Origin of the sequence: Paraburkholderia sp. BR10937, assembly GCF_040965695.1 — a bacterium.
In the GTDB taxonomy this organism is placed as follows: Bacteria; Pseudomonadota; Gammaproteobacteria; order Burkholderiales; family Burkholderiaceae; genus Paraburkholderia.
The window spans coordinates 77,377-90,664 of record NZ_JBFRCL010000028.1 but is presented as its reverse complement, the minus strand read 5'-3'; the positions used below and the strand labels follow the sequence as shown (position 1 = coordinate 90,664).

13 protein-coding genes are annotated in these 13,288 nt (G+C 64.2%); 8 read left to right on the top strand and 5 right to left on the bottom strand.

What is annotated here, in order from left to right:
- Window positions 1-9: 9 nt before the first annotated feature.
- The gene (locus AB4Y44_RS23270; protein ID WP_342924861.1) at window positions 10-960 is read left to right on the top strand and encodes a DMT family transporter; all 951 of its coding nucleotides are present in this window, start codon (window positions 10-12) and stop codon (window positions 958-960) included.
- A 36-nt stretch (window positions 961-996) separates the two neighbouring features.
- Here the strand turns inward: AB4Y44_RS23270 and AB4Y44_RS23265 are convergent, their stop codons facing one another.
- Together AB4Y44_RS23265 and AB4Y44_RS23260 are read right to left on the bottom strand one after the other, a co-directional pair.
- Window positions 997-1,995 (bottom strand): fatty acid desaturase, encoded by a 999-nt coding sequence (locus AB4Y44_RS23265; RefSeq protein ID WP_368700992.1) that lies wholly within the window; start codon window positions 1,993-1,995, stop codon window positions 997-999.
- A gap of 41 nt (window positions 1,996-2,036) precedes the next feature.
- A complete protein-coding gene (locus AB4Y44_RS23260) occupies window positions 2,037-3,080 on the bottom strand; it encodes a sugar ABC transporter substrate-binding protein (RefSeq protein ID WP_368700991.1) in 1,044 nt (347 codons plus the stop codon).
- A gap of 138 nt (window positions 3,081-3,218) precedes the next feature.
- On the opposite strand from AB4Y44_RS23260, the gene AB4Y44_RS23255 reads away from it, so the two are divergent.
- The 5 genes from AB4Y44_RS23255 (at window position 3,219) to AB4Y44_RS23235 (ending at window position 7,768) form a co-directional block, all read left to right on the top strand.
- Window positions 3,219-4,247, top strand: coding sequence for a LacI family DNA-binding transcriptional regulator (locus tag AB4Y44_RS23255; RefSeq protein ID WP_368700990.1), 1,029 nt, complete (start codon window positions 3,219-3,221; stop codon window positions 4,245-4,247).
- Between the two features lie 75 nt (window positions 4,248-4,322).
- On the top strand, window positions 4,323-4,910 hold the full coding sequence (locus AB4Y44_RS23250; protein WP_368700989.1) for a flavin reductase family protein: 588 nt from the start codon (window positions 4,323-4,325) through the stop codon (window positions 4,908-4,910).
- 119 nt (window positions 4,911-5,029) lie between these two features.
- Window positions 5,030-6,043: an SLAC1 anion channel family protein gene (locus AB4Y44_RS23245; protein ID WP_368700988.1), complete on the top strand. Its 1,014-nt coding sequence runs from the start codon at window positions 5,030-5,032 to the stop codon at window positions 6,041-6,043.
- Between the two features lie 58 nt (window positions 6,044-6,101).
- Window positions 6,102-6,737 carry a TetR/AcrR family transcriptional regulator gene (locus tag AB4Y44_RS23240; RefSeq protein WP_342924855.1) on the top strand — a complete coding sequence of 212 codons (636 nt, stop codon included), beginning with the start codon at window positions 6,102-6,104 and terminating at the stop codon, window positions 6,735-6,737.
- 47 nt (window positions 6,738-6,784) lie between these two features.
- Window positions 6,785-7,768 (top strand): MDR family oxidoreductase, encoded by a 984-nt coding sequence (locus tag AB4Y44_RS23235; protein ID WP_368700987.1) that lies wholly within the window; start codon window positions 6,785-6,787, stop codon window positions 7,766-7,768.
- Window positions 7,769-7,812: 44 nt separating this feature from the next.
- On the opposite strand, the gene AB4Y44_RS23230 is transcribed toward AB4Y44_RS23235, so the two are convergent.
- Complete coding sequence (locus AB4Y44_RS23230) at window positions 7,813-8,679, bottom strand: helix-turn-helix domain-containing protein (protein WP_368700986.1); 867 nt, start codon at window positions 8,677-8,679, stop codon at window positions 7,813-7,815.
- 204 nt (window positions 8,680-8,883) lie between these two features.
- Here AB4Y44_RS23230 and AB4Y44_RS23225 point away from each other — a divergent pair, with 204 nt between their 5' ends.
- Entirely contained in the window at window positions 8,884-9,771 is an 888-nt protein-coding gene (locus AB4Y44_RS23225; RefSeq protein WP_368700985.1) for an NAD(P)H-binding protein, read from the top strand.
- A gap of 74 nt (window positions 9,772-9,845) precedes the next feature.
- Here the strand turns inward: AB4Y44_RS23225 and AB4Y44_RS23220 are convergent, their stop codons facing one another.
- Window positions 9,846-11,549 carry a hypothetical protein gene (locus tag AB4Y44_RS23220; RefSeq protein WP_368700984.1) on the bottom strand — a complete coding sequence of 568 codons (1,704 nt, stop codon included), beginning with the start codon at window positions 11,547-11,549 and terminating at the stop codon, window positions 9,846-9,848.
- Window positions 11,550-11,897: 348 nt separating this feature from the next.
- Between AB4Y44_RS23220 and pstS the strand changes: the two genes are divergently transcribed.
- Window positions 11,898-12,935, top strand: coding sequence for a phosphate ABC transporter substrate-binding protein PstS (gene pstS, locus AB4Y44_RS23215; RefSeq protein WP_342924850.1), 1,038 nt, complete (start codon window positions 11,898-11,900; stop codon window positions 12,933-12,935).
- Between the two features lie 54 nt (window positions 12,936-12,989).
- Here the strand turns inward: pstS and AB4Y44_RS23210 are convergent, their stop codons facing one another.
- Entirely contained in the window at window positions 12,990-13,274 is a 285-nt protein-coding gene (locus tag AB4Y44_RS23210; protein ID WP_368700983.1) for a hypothetical protein, read from the bottom strand.
- Between the last annotated feature and the right edge of the window lie 14 nt (window positions 13,275-13,288).

Genomic DNA, 13,288 nt, shown 5'->3' with positions numbered 1-13,288 from the left:
GAGCCCGCAATGAGAAAGCAAGTCGACGCAACGGCCGTGGCCATCATGGTGGCGCTCTGCCTCGCATGGGGTCTGCAACAGGTGGCGATCAAGGCGGTGGCCGGGGACATCCCGCCCATGCTGCAGATCGGGCTGCGTTCGGGCGTGGCGGCGGCACTCGTGTGGCTCTTCAACCAGCTCGTTTCGCGCGAGCGCTGGCTGCCGGGCGTGGCGCGCGGCGCAGGGCTCGTCACAGGCGGCCTGTTTGCGCTCGAATTCGTGTTCGTCGCCATGGGCCTGCGCTGGACCAACGCCTCGCACATGGCCGTGTTCCTCTATACCGCACCGATGTTCGCGGCAATAGGCCTGCATGTGCGTCTGCCCGACGAGCGCCTCGCGCGGCTGCAATGGGCCGGCATTGCGATCGCCTTCACGGGCATCGCCATCACGTTCCTCGGCCCCGCGCTGCTCGGCGCCGACATCCCGGGCTCGCCGTTCTGGCTGCTCGGCGACTTCATGGGTCTTTGTGCGGGCGCGGCGTGGGGGCTCACCACCGTCGTCGTGCGTACGAGCCGCTTGAGCGAGGCGCCCGCCACGCAAACGCTCTTTTATCAACTGGCGGGCGCTTTCGTCGTGCTGGTGCCGTTCGCGTTTCTGACCGGCCAGGCGCACTTTCACGGCACGCCGCTCGCGCTGGCCTCCCTCGCGTTCCAGACCCTGCTCGTCTCGTTCGTCAGCTATCTCGTGTGGTTCTGGTTGCTGCGCCGCTATCTGGCCGCGCGCATCGGCATTCTGTCGTTCATGACGCCGCTGTTCGGCGTGGCGTTCGGTGTCGTGCTGCTGCACGAGCGCGTGGAGCCCGCGTTCCTGATCGGCTCGGCGCTCGTGCTGCTCGGCCTGCTGGTGGTGAACGCGCAAAGCTGGGTCCGCCAGGCGTTCGGCCGCCGTGCCGCCAACGCGAACGGCGCTCAGGCTTCCTGATTCGATCCCCCGCCGCGTGTTTGCAGTCCTGCGCGGCTAGGCCACCGCATCGCCACGTTTGCCCACCGGCAACTCGCGCACGACCACATACTCGGGGTCCCGCTGCTGGCGCGCAAAGATCGCCAGAATCTCGCGCCACGCGGGCCACAGTCCCGCATACGGCTTCGGCATCTGCGAGGCCACCGCATCATGGAAACCGGGCAGCGCATGAAACGGCACGCTCGGAAACATGTGATGCTCGATGTGATAGTTCATGTTCCAGTAGAGAAAGCGCACCAGGGGATTGAGCATCACCGTGCGGCTCGACACGCGGTGATCGAGCACGTTCTCCTTGAGCCCCGTGTGCTGCGTGAGCGCGCAGAGTTCGTGCAGCCAGGTGCCATAGGCACGCGAGACGAACAGGAACAGGATCGGCAGCCAGCTATGCGCGACGATCGCCCAGGCGAACACCGCTACATAGCACGCGAGCAGCACGCGTGAATTCGCACACATCTTGCGGTACTCGGCCTCTGGCACCACCTCCTTCGCGCCCTTTGTGACGATGCCGAAGCTGTGCAGCACGATCGCGCCGAGAAACTGGATGCCATGCGAGATGCGCAAAAAGTCCGTCACGAGCTTCACGTAGCTGAGTGGCCGCTTGAACGCCAGTTCGGGGTCCTTATATGGCTCGGCGGTCAGATGCGTGAAGGTATGGTGCCGTGCATGCAGCCAGCGGCTATACACCTGCTCGCGCCACGACATGAAGCAGATGATCCAGTAAGCGGTTTCGTTCATCCAGCGCGTCTTGAACGCGGTCCCATGCCCGAGTTCGTGCGCTGCGGCCTCGCTGAATGCGAACACCGTGCCGTACAGCAAGAAAGCGGGAATCGCCCAGGCCGTGCCGAGCGAGTACCACGCGAGCACGCCGGTCGCCACGACGAGCGCGAGGAAACCGCCCACCTGAAGCAGCCCGCGCGCGTCGGTGCGAGTGGAGAATGCCTTGAAGCGCTTGCGGTCGATTTCCACCCGGTACCACGCATTCATGTCGATGTTCATTTGCCGTGCTCCGCGCGAGAGGGTCTCTTCCATGCCTGCCTTCATCGGTACGAACCCGCGTACTTCTGCACAGGCGCGAGGTTGTCGCGTGTGACGAAGCTCGGGCCGGAACTCACCGTCGAACCGGTATAAACGGGCTTGAGGTCGTACTTCGCGAGATGCGCCGCGACTTTCCTGTCGACCTTGAGCGCGGCGACGATATGGGCCGCGTCATTCGTCTTGTCGCGCACCGCGATCGCCATGGCCGCCACCGAGAGGTAGCCCTGAAGATAGGGCTGCTGATCAATGGCGAACTGGATCTGCCCAGCCTGAATCGCCTTGAGGATGTCCGGCGAAAGATCGAACGTCGCGACATAGGGCTTGCCGGCCTTGCCGGCGTCGTTCACGCCGCGCAGCACGCCCATGGCCTGATCGGGGCCGAGCGCGAGAATCGCCTGGGTATTGGGATGCGAACGCAGAAAGGCGGCCACCTTGCTTTCGATGACGGTCGGGTCTTCGCCGCTATCCAACGTGGACTTCTTGTAGTCGGCGCCGATGGCGTCGGCAAAGCCCTTGCAGCGGTCCCACAGCGCCTGGATGTCCGCGCCGTGATTCACGCAGAGAAAGTCGTGAATGCCGGCCGCTTTCGCGCGCTCGCCCGCGGCCTTGCCGGCTTCGTATTCGGGCTGACCGATGTGCAGGATCGCGCCGAGCTTCATGCCCGCCTCCGGGCCACCGTTGATCGTGATGAGCGGAATGTGCTTGGCTTTCACGCCTGCCAGCCCCGTCTGGATCATCTCCAGATTCGGCACGGTCGTGATGACGCCCGCGTAATTGCGCGCCGAGGCCTGCTCGAGTATGCGGACCATGTCGCCGGTGTCGCCGGTGGGCGGATTGCGGTAATCGACAGGCACGCCGAAATCTTCGCTCGCGTCGCGCATGCCGTTTTTCACGGTATTCCACCACACGTTCGAATCCGAGCCGTGACTCACCATCACGAAGCGCTCTTCGGCGCGCGCCGTATGCGCCATGAATCCGCTACCTAGCGCCACTGCCACGAGCGCAGCCGCGCACACGCGGCCCACGCGAAATCTCGTCATGTTCATGGGGAGGTCTCCAGTTTGGTAGTGTCGATGCCCGTGCAGGACGCTTAGAATGTAGTTGAATGAATTTCCGCTCTCAAACGGATTCTTGAGGAGAAGTCCTCAAAACGAATCCTCTAATGAAAAGCACGGAAAGCACGTATGAACACGAGACGCAAACCCACGATGGAAGACGTCGCGAAGGCCTCGGGCGTGAGCTATTCCACGGTCGAGCGTGTGTTGAACGGGCGAGGCGGCGTGGCGCGCGACAAGGAAGCGCGCGTACTCGAATGGGCGCGCAAGCTCAAGATGGATCGGGCGCTCGACGAAGTGTCCGTGCGCTGGCTGCGCATCGCCATCGTCACGCAGAAGCCCGATTCGCCCTACTACATCGCCTTGCGTCACGGCTTCGAACTGGCGCAGAAGTCATTCGAAACCTACCGCGTGATGTGTCAACTCACGTTCTTCGACGACCTCGAACCGAAGTCGCTCGCGCGCGTAATCGAGCGCTCCGCGCAGAAAGCGGACGCCATGATCGTCGTGGCGTACGAGCATCCCGTGGTGGTGGACGCGCTCTCGCGCGTAGCGCGCAAGATGCCGCTCGTCACCATTGCGAGCGATCTGCCCGACACCGGCCGCCTCGCTTACGTGGGCATCGACAACCGCTGCGCGGGGCGCACGGCGGGCGAACTGATGGGCCGCTTTCTGGGCGATGCGGGCGGCCAGGTCATGGTGATCGCGGGCCTGCGCACTTACCTCGGCCACGAAGAGCGTGACGGCGCATTCCGCTCGGCGCTGCGCAGCCGCTTTCCGGCCTGCGAAGTCGTGGCCACGGTGGAAAGCCGCGAGGACGCCGCTTCGACCGAACGCCTCACGCGCGACGCCTTTAAAAAGTACCCGGCATTACGCGGCATCTACAACCTTTCGGTGGGCGACGAAGGCATTGTGCGCGCACTGAAGGCACTCAAGCGTGAGCACGCAACCGTCCTGATCGGCCACGAACTCACCGCGATCAGCCGCTCGCTGCTTGCCGAAGGCGTGATGGACGCCGTGCTGGACCAAAGCCCATTCGTCGAAGCCGTGCGCGCCGTGGAGGTGATCCTCGCCCACTACAACCGCGGTGCAGCCGCGAGCCTGCCGTTGCAAACGCCGATGTCGATTTATCTGCAGGCGAATTTGCCGCCAGCGTGACGGCGTCTCGCCGCACGCCTGAGCTTTCTGAGGTAAAGTCGCTCGGGTTCCGACTCACAGCGATTCCAGCACCCGATGCGAACCCTCTCCACTTTCACGCCCGTGGCGCTCGAACACGCGAGCCGCCTCGTCAATCACGGCCCCACCGTGCTCGTCACCAGCAGCGACGGCGAGCGCCGCAACATCATGGCGGCCGCGTGGTCGATGCCCGTTGAATTCACGCCACCGCGCATCGCGATCGTGATCGACAAGCGCACGTTCACGCGCGAACTCATCAACGCGAGTGGCACGTTCGGTGTGATCATTCCGGGCGCCGCCGCAATCGACCTGACCTATGCCGTGGGCAGCGTAAGCGGCCGCGAGACCGACAAGTTCCAGCGCTTCGAGATCGCCGCCATTACGGGCCCGAAGCTCGGCATGCCCCTGCTCGAAGCAGGCTGCTCCGCGTGGATGGAATGCCGCCTGATTCCCGAACAGCACAGCGAAGACGCCTACGATACGTGCTTCGCCGAAGTGATCGCCGCCGCGGCCGACCCGCGCGCTTTCCGCAATGGCCACTGGGAACTCGACAGCAGCAACGCGGACCTGCACACGATCCACCATCTGGGCGCCGGCAATTTCGTGCGCGCCAGCGACACGATCAAGGCGCGCGAACTCGCGTAAGCGCGCCAACGCGATCAGGCCGTTATGATCGCGTGTGGCGTGAAGTCGCCACGAATATTTCGCATTGCAGATATTTGAAAACATCCAACACGGTGTTTTCAAACGGCCAGGAGCCACGCATGAGCGATCTCGATACGCCGGCCTCATTTGGCAGCCCCAAGGCGACCGCGCAAGCCGGACGACTCGGTTACCTGCCTGTAGCGCTGTTCGGCTCGGTCATGGGGCTTGCCGGGCTCTCGTCGGCATGGCGGCTCGCGCATCGCATGTACGGCACGCCGCTGTGGATCGCGCAGTTGATCGGCGTGCTCGCCGTGCTGGCGTTCCTGATGATCGGCTTCGGCTACGCCGTGAAATGGGTTACCGGCCCCGATGCCGTGAAAGCCGAATTCAATCATCCCATCGCGGGCAATCTCTTTGGAACCCTGTTCATCAGCCTGCTTCTGCTGCCCATCCCGCTCGCCGACTTGAGCGTGCCGTTCGCGCGCGCGGTGTGGATCGTCGGCACGATCGGCATGGTCGTGTTTGCGTGGTTCGTGATCATGCGCTGGCTCAGTCAGCGTCAGCAACCGTCCCACGCCACGCCCGCGTGGATCGTGCCCGTCGTCGGGCTCATCGACATTCCGCTCGCCACACCCGCCATCCAGATCACGGGCGTGGGCGGCGTCCTGCTGCTCGCGCTGGCCGTGGGGCTCTTTTTCGCCGTGCCGCTCTTCACGCTGATTTTTTCGCGTCTCATGTTCGAGGAGCCCATGGCCAACAATCTGCAGCCGACGCTCCTCATTCTGCTCGCGCCGTTCGCCGTGGGCTTCTCGGCCTATGTGACCGTGACGGGCGAAGTGGACCGCTTCGCCGACGCGCTCTACATGCTCACGCTGTTTCTGCTCACGGTGCTCGTCGGCCGGTTGCGCTATCTCGCGATCACCTGCCCTTTCCGGCTCTCGTGGTGGGCCGTGAGCTTTCCGCTCGCGGGCTCGGTGAGTTGCGCCGAGCGTTACGCCGATCATGCGCCGGGCCCCATCACGCATGGCATCGCGATCTTTCTGCTCGCGACGGTCACGCCGCTGCTGCTCCTGCTGGCCGCCCGCACGTTGTGGGGTGTGCTGCGGGGAGAACTGGAAGCGCTGGCCCATTAGCAACCCGAACACAACGGCGCCCTTGAATTTTATAGACGATCGGTCTAATATCGGCGACATGGAACCGACCATCGCCAAACCGCGTCGCGGCAGACCGCCGAAAGACCCGCGCGCGCACGCCGACACACGCACATCGCTCATTCGCGCCGGCATGGAAATGCTGACCGAACAGAGCTTCGCGGCCACGGGGCTGGATGCCGTGCTCAAGCGGGTGAACATTCCCAAGGGCTCGTTCTATCACTACTTCGACAGCAAGGAAGCCTTCGGGCGCGAGTTGATGACCGCGTACGACGCATACTTCTGCGCGAAACTCGACCGCTGGCTGCAGGACGACACGCGCCCTGCCCTGGAGCGGCTCGGCGCCTTCGTTGACGACGCCAGCAAAGGCATGGCCCGCCACCGCTATACACGCGGCTGCCTCGTCGGCAACCTCGGCGTGGAAGTGGACATCCTGCCCGACGACTTCCGCGAAACGCTCGAACGCATTCTGGAGGGCTGGCAAGCGCGCATCGTGGCGTGCCTGCGCGAGGCCCAGCGCGAAGGCGTACTCGCAAAGCGGGTCGACCTTGCGTCACTGGCCGCTTTCTTCTGGATAGGCTGGGAAGGCGCCGTGCTGCGCGCGAGGCTCGTGCGCAGCGCCGCTCCACTCGACACATTTTTTAGAGGTTTCATCGCGGGGTTGCCGCGCGCGTGAGGCTGCGGCAACGCTAACCGTCCACTGTTTCAGGAGCAGGATCCATTATGTTCAAGGCCATTCTCGTTGATAAGGAATCCGGATCGTATGAAGCGCGCATTGCCGAACTCGACGACGCGCGCCTGCCGGAAGGCGACGTGCTCGTCGACGTCGGCTACAGCACGCTGAACTACAAGGACGGCCTCGCGATCACGGGCAAAGGCCCGGTCGTGCGCAGCTTTCCCATGGTTCCGGGCATCGATTTCGCGGGGACGGTCGCGCAAAGCGCGAACCCTGCCTACGCAGCGGGCGAAGCGGTCGTACTCAACGGTTGGGGCGTTGGCGAACAACATTGGGGCGGCCTGGCGCAGAAGGCGCGCGTCAAGGGCGACTGGCTCATTCCGCTGCCGGCGGGCTTCACGCCGCGGCAAACGATGGCCGTCGGCACGGCCGGATACACGGCCATGCTCTGCATTCTCGCGCTGGAACGGCACGGCATCACGCCCGCGCACGGCGACGTGCTCGTCACGGGCGCGAGCGGCGGCGTGGGCAGCTTTGCCATCGCACTGCTCACGCGCCGAGGCTATCGCGTCGTGGCGTCGACCGGCAGGCTGCAAGAGGCCGAGTATCTGCAGCAGCTCGGCGCCGTCGAAGTCATCGACCGCGCCTCGCTATCGGAGCCGGGCCGCCCGCTGCAAAAAGAACGCTGGGCCGCCGCAATCGATTCGGTTGGCGGCCACACGCTGGCCAATGTCTGCGCGAGCCTGCGCGCGGATGGAGCGGTGGCTGCCTGTGGCCTCGCACAAGGCATGGATCTCCCCGCGACGGTCGCGCCATTCATTCTGCGCGGCGTGAGCCTCCTCGGCATCAATAGCGTCACGCGTCCGTTTGCGCAGCGGCAGCAGGCGTGGCACGCGTTGGGAGAGACGCTCGATCTGAAGCAGCTCGACACGATCACGCGAGAGATCGGCCTGGCCGAGGCCATTGCGGCCGCGAGCGATCTGCTCGCCGGACATGTGCGCGGGCGGCTCGTGGTGGACGTCAACCGGTAACGTGCGCAGCCGCGGCGATTCAACGCCGCACGATCTCGCCGCGTTCACGAACCCTTCGCGAACGCGCGCGGCGTGACGCCGAGAAGCCGCGTCATCCAGTGCGCCATATGGCTTTGATGCGCGAACCCCGCTTCGAGCGCCACCTGGCTCAGGCTGAGTTTGCCTTCGATGAGCAGCGCCCGCGCGCGTTCGACACGCCGCCGCACGACATATTGATGCACCGGCATGCCCAGCGTTTCGCGAAACAGGGCCTTGAAATGCGGCACGCTCAGGTCGGCGAGCGCGGCGAGTTCGCCGAGCGTGAGGCGTTGATCGAGATGGCTCTCGATGTAGTCGGTCACGCGTGCCGCCTTGTGTGCCGCAAGCACGGCTGCGCCCCGGCCTTCTGATGCGCCCGTGCCACCGAGCAGCCGCACGACCATCGCCGTGGAAATGCTCTCGGCGAATAGCGGATCGCAAGCCGTTCCCGCATCGATCTCGGCCAGCAGCGCGCCCGCCAGCGAATTGATGCGCGGGTCGCGCAACTGGAGATACGGCCGGATCTCGCGCTTACCCTGCGGGTTCTCCATCTGTTCCGCAATCGATCGCACGAAGCGGTCGTCGAACCACACGCGCAGAATCGTGCAGTCCGCGTCATCGGTCCATTCGCCTTCGACCCCGGCGGGCACCACATCCGCATCGCCGTGCGCCTGAAGCCGCGATTGGCGCCGGCCGTCGCACGCGCATCGCGCACGCACCGGCATGCCGACATGAATGCCGATGCGGTGATACGCCATCGCGGGAAAGCGATGCTGCCCCGCACTCACACGCAGCAGTTCGGCGCCACCGCCCTGCCAGCCCAATCCGGCGCTCGAACGCAGGATGACGCTCGTTCCAGCGTGCCGGTTCGAATCTGCAGTCAGTGCGCTCATAGCAATCCTTTTCGACGCTCAAGCCGTGCGGGAATTCGTGCGATGTTTGCGGCCAGTTTACTGGATTACGGCCACGCTCGCGCACCGCGCAATGGTAGACGTATTCAATCATCCGTTTCCGCGCAACGCCATCCGTTCCTGCGCGCCATGCGGGGTGCGTCTGCCTACGATGACGCAGACCACGCACACCAGGAGGAAGCGATCATGTTCGTGATTTTTGGAGCATCAGGAAAAGCCGGGCGTGTCACCGCCGCCGCGTTGCGCCGTGCGGGCAAGCCCGTGCGCGCCGTGGTGCACCACGCTCGCCAGGGCGAGAGTCTCGCGGCGCTGGGCTGCGAAATCACGCTCGCGGATCTGACCGACGCGCAATCGGTCGCGGCCGCGATCAAGGGCGCTCACGCCGTTCAGTTGCTATGCCCCGTTCCATCCGGTGATACGGATCCCGAAGCGACGATGCGCACGATGATCGACGTCGCGACCGACGCCTTGCGCGAAAACCCGCCCGCCACACTGCTCGCCATTTCCGACTATGGCGCGGAATTGCCGGTGAATACGGGCATCACGCGGCTCTATCACTACCTGGAAAAGCAGCTGAAGCCCATTGCTACGAAACTGGTGTTGCTGCGCTCGGCGGAACATATGCAGAACTGGGCAGCGTTCATTCCCGGCGCGCTCGCAACCGGTACGCTGCCGAGCCTCCATCTGCCATTGGAGCGCCGCTTTCCCACGGTCGCCGCACAGGACGTCGGCGCAGCGAGCGCCGGGCTGCTGCTCGAATCGCATCAGTCCGGCGCGCCGAGAATCGTGAGCATTGAAGGACCCCAGAGGGTCGGCGTGAACGACATCGCGGCGGCACTGAGCGTTGCGAGCGGCCGCACGATCACGCCTCATGCGCTGCCGCGCGAAGCGTGGGCACCCATGCTTCTCGAAGCCGGACTCAGCGAGAAGCACGGCCGGCTCATCACCGAACTGTACGACGTTTACAACACCGGCCGCATCGACGTCGAAGCGAGCCGCAGCGAGCGGCGCTTCGGCACGACCGCGTTGAGCGACGTGTTCGGCCCACTCGTTGCGAACTTCAACAGCCAGTAGCGCGCACGCCGCGATGAGAAAAAAACGGCCGGGCGCTACGCGCGCCCGGCCGTTCCCGGAAGACTACACAGCAATCAGAACCACTTGCCGAACTGGCTGCCCGGCGCAAGCGACACCCCACGCAGCACTTCGCCGAAGCCCGCATCGCGCAGCGTCACGAAGCGCTCGTTCGCAACACCCGAGGCCGTGGTGTTGCGCAGCACGTCGCGCACGGCGACGAGGCGATTCGGGTCCGCGCCCTGATCGCCGTTGCCGCTCACCGTCGAGGTGATCGCCCAGATCGTGACCGTGCCGTCCTGGCCGACGTGGCCCGTGATGTTACGCAGGCCGTCGGTGGCGGGCGACCACGGCAGGCCGGTCGCGCTGTTCGTGCCCATCGGATAACCGGCCACGGTGTACGAAGTCCCCAGATTCAGGCCGTTCTGGAGCGTGTAGGCGAGCTTCCACGACTTCGTTCCGGCGTTGTACACCCACTTCTGCAGGCCCGCGCCAGTCTGCTGCGCGGCGTGCGTGTACAGGTCCGTGCCGCCCGAATAACCATCGCCCTCGTCGGCCACATAGAGCGTATTCGCGTCGGCGAACCACAGGCCGAACGGGTACGAGAGCGTCGTCGCGGTCTTGTTCGGCGTAGCCGGGAAGCCCGCGAGCACGCATACGTTGCTCGGCAAGCCGCTGGTCGTCACCGTTGAGGCGTCGTACGCAAGCGGGTTGGACGGCAGTTTCGCGCCCGCCACCGGCACGCCTACGCCGCCCGAGGGGCACGCCTTGCCCGTGGTGTCGACGAAATACACCGTGTTCACGCCGTTGCTGCCGCTGCCCTTCGTGAAGTACACCACGTTGTTGAAGACGGTGAGCCCGCGGTAGTTGTCGTCCTTGCCCACCTTGTCGGCCTTCGCACCGAGTTGCGTGACAGAGAAGCTCGCGAGCGGCGTGGGCGTGCCCGGCGTTTGCTGCGCCTCATGCTGGTGCGTCGCCGCAATGAATTGCGCACCCGCCCCGAGAATCACGCCTGCCGGCTGCGGGTTCGATCCGTTGCCTGCGTTGCCCACCGTGTAGTAAAAGCCGTTGCCTTCGCCGTCGTCCTTGCCGTTGTTGAGCAATGCGGCGCGGCCGTTATTGCCGCTGTATGCATTCGTCTCCGTAAACGAGAAGCGCCCTTCGGCATCGAGCCGCGCCACCGCGCGATAGAACGACTGCCCGTCCGGATTCGTCGGATCGATCGCGCCCGGCGTGTTCGAGTTCGATACGTCGACCGTGTTGACCGGCGCAACGTAGCCCATGAACGTCAGGTAGCGGCCGTCGCTCGAGAGGTTGAGCGCGAGTTCGGACTTGGAGCTGAAGCTCGTCACGAGCTGGTCGTGGCCATGGCCCGGATGCAGACTGTTGGGCACTTCCAGCGTGTGCACGACCTGGCCGCCCGGCGTAATGATGTCGAGGAAAATGCGCGCCGTGATGCCGAAGCTCGGATCGTAGAGCGCGTTGTTCCAGACTGCCGGATAGGTGCCGTCCGTGGGCGCGCCGCCCGTGGGGCAGCTCGCCTGCGCGCTATTGCAATTGGGCGGCAGCGTCATGCCGGGGGTAACGTTGCCCGACACATTGTCATAGACGCTGCGGCTCACGACGAGCAGGCCCGAACCACCGAGAAATGCGTCGGTGTCGTGCGAGGCAGCGGCTGCGCCTGCACTGGCGCAAACCAGAGCGGCGGCAATGGCAAGACGGGAAGGACGCGCGGCAAAACAGGCGCCGCAAAATGCCGGGCGAAGGGTATTGATGGCCATCTGTAGCGTCTCCGAAAGGATTTACAAGCGTTTTGTCAAGACGAACTTGGGGTCAATCCCGCTTACCGTAGCGAAATTTTGTGAAAGATTCGTTGCAGGCAATGCGGCTTCGTTCACGCGATTTCCTCAGCGGAAATCGACCGGCTCAGCCTGTTTTCCGATGCGGGAGATTTCGTTTGTTATCCTCATCATCTATTCGCGCATACAGACGCAACGCTTCGTCATAAAACCGCCGCACGATAGCACGATTCAATTTGAATCCTGCCTGTCACCATCCTGTAATTGACAGTACGCGGACCATACAGACTCCGCGACTTCCCCAGAGAACATGAATAACGGGAGAGGCTCGTGAGACCATTACGCCCCCTGATTGCCGCGCTCGTTTGCGGCGTTTGCACGTTGTCGGCCCGCGCCGACGGCGTGACCGGATGCGGCAGCACGCTCGCCGCGCCCCTCTACAGCCACTGGGCCACCGCCTACCAGAAGTCCGGCGGCGGCAAGGTGATCTACCGCAGCACCGGCTCCACCGACGGCATCAAGCAGATCGTCGCGCACACGGTCGACTTCGCCGGCTCCGATGCCCCGCTCACGAGCGAGCAATTGAGCAAGGACGGCTTGCGGCAGTTTCCCACCGCGATCGGCGGCGTGGTTCCGGTCGTGAATCTTCCGGGCATCAAGGCCGGGCAGCTGATGCTGGACGGCGAGGTGCTGGGCCAGATCTTTCTCGGCAAGATCCTGTACTGGGACGACCCGGCCATCGCGCGGCTCAATCCGAAGATCAAGATGCCCGACACGCCGATCGCGGTCGTGCGGCGTCTGGATGGCTCGGGCACGACGCTGATCTGGACGCACTATCTCTCGCAGGTGAGCCCCGAATGGAAACGCAAAGTCGGCGAAGGCACCAGTGTTCACTGGCCCCTGGGGATAGGTGGCAAGGGTAACGAAGGCGTCGCGACGTTCGTGGGCTACCTGCCCGGCGCGATTGGCTATGTCGCGTGGGACTTCACGAAGCAGAATCATCTGACCTACACGGCCATGACCAACGCGGCAGGCGCAGTCGTGGAGCCGGGCATCGAGAGTTTCAGCGCGGCGGCCGCGAATGCGGACTGGTCAAGCTCGCTCTTTCAGGTGCTCACCAATCAGCCGGGCAAGGACGCATGGCCCGTGATGGGCGCGACCTACGTGCTGTTGCAGGCGACACCGGAAGACTCGACGCGCAACGCTGAAACGCTGAAGTTTTTCGACTGGGCGCTCACGCACGGCGAGCCGACGATTCAGGCACTGGACTATATTCCGCTGCCTGCCGTGGTCGTGACGAAAATCCGCGCGCTATGGCACGACGATAAAAGCAACGACGTCGCGCCCAAAACCGTTAGCACGCAGTAGCGTCCACATACGCTGCAGGAAATCGTGGCGTCATGTCGATGCCACGCGCACGAATCAACGCTTGCCTGCTTTGCGCCGGCGGGAATCGGATTTACGGCAAAGGTCCGTCAACACCCAGCGCGCGATGATCTCCGGACGATTCGTTCCATACTGCGCGAACTTGATTTCGTTTTCGAAGTAGACGATGACACTTCCGGCCATGACGCGGTAAGCACCCGCGTAGTTCACGCCATCCAGTTCGACGCTCAGGGGATGGGTGGTTTCGTATTCTGCAAGAGCCAAGGTAAACGCGGAAATGTCTAAATTATGACAATATCGTTTCGCGGCCCCATTGGTCAATTAAATATGCGTTT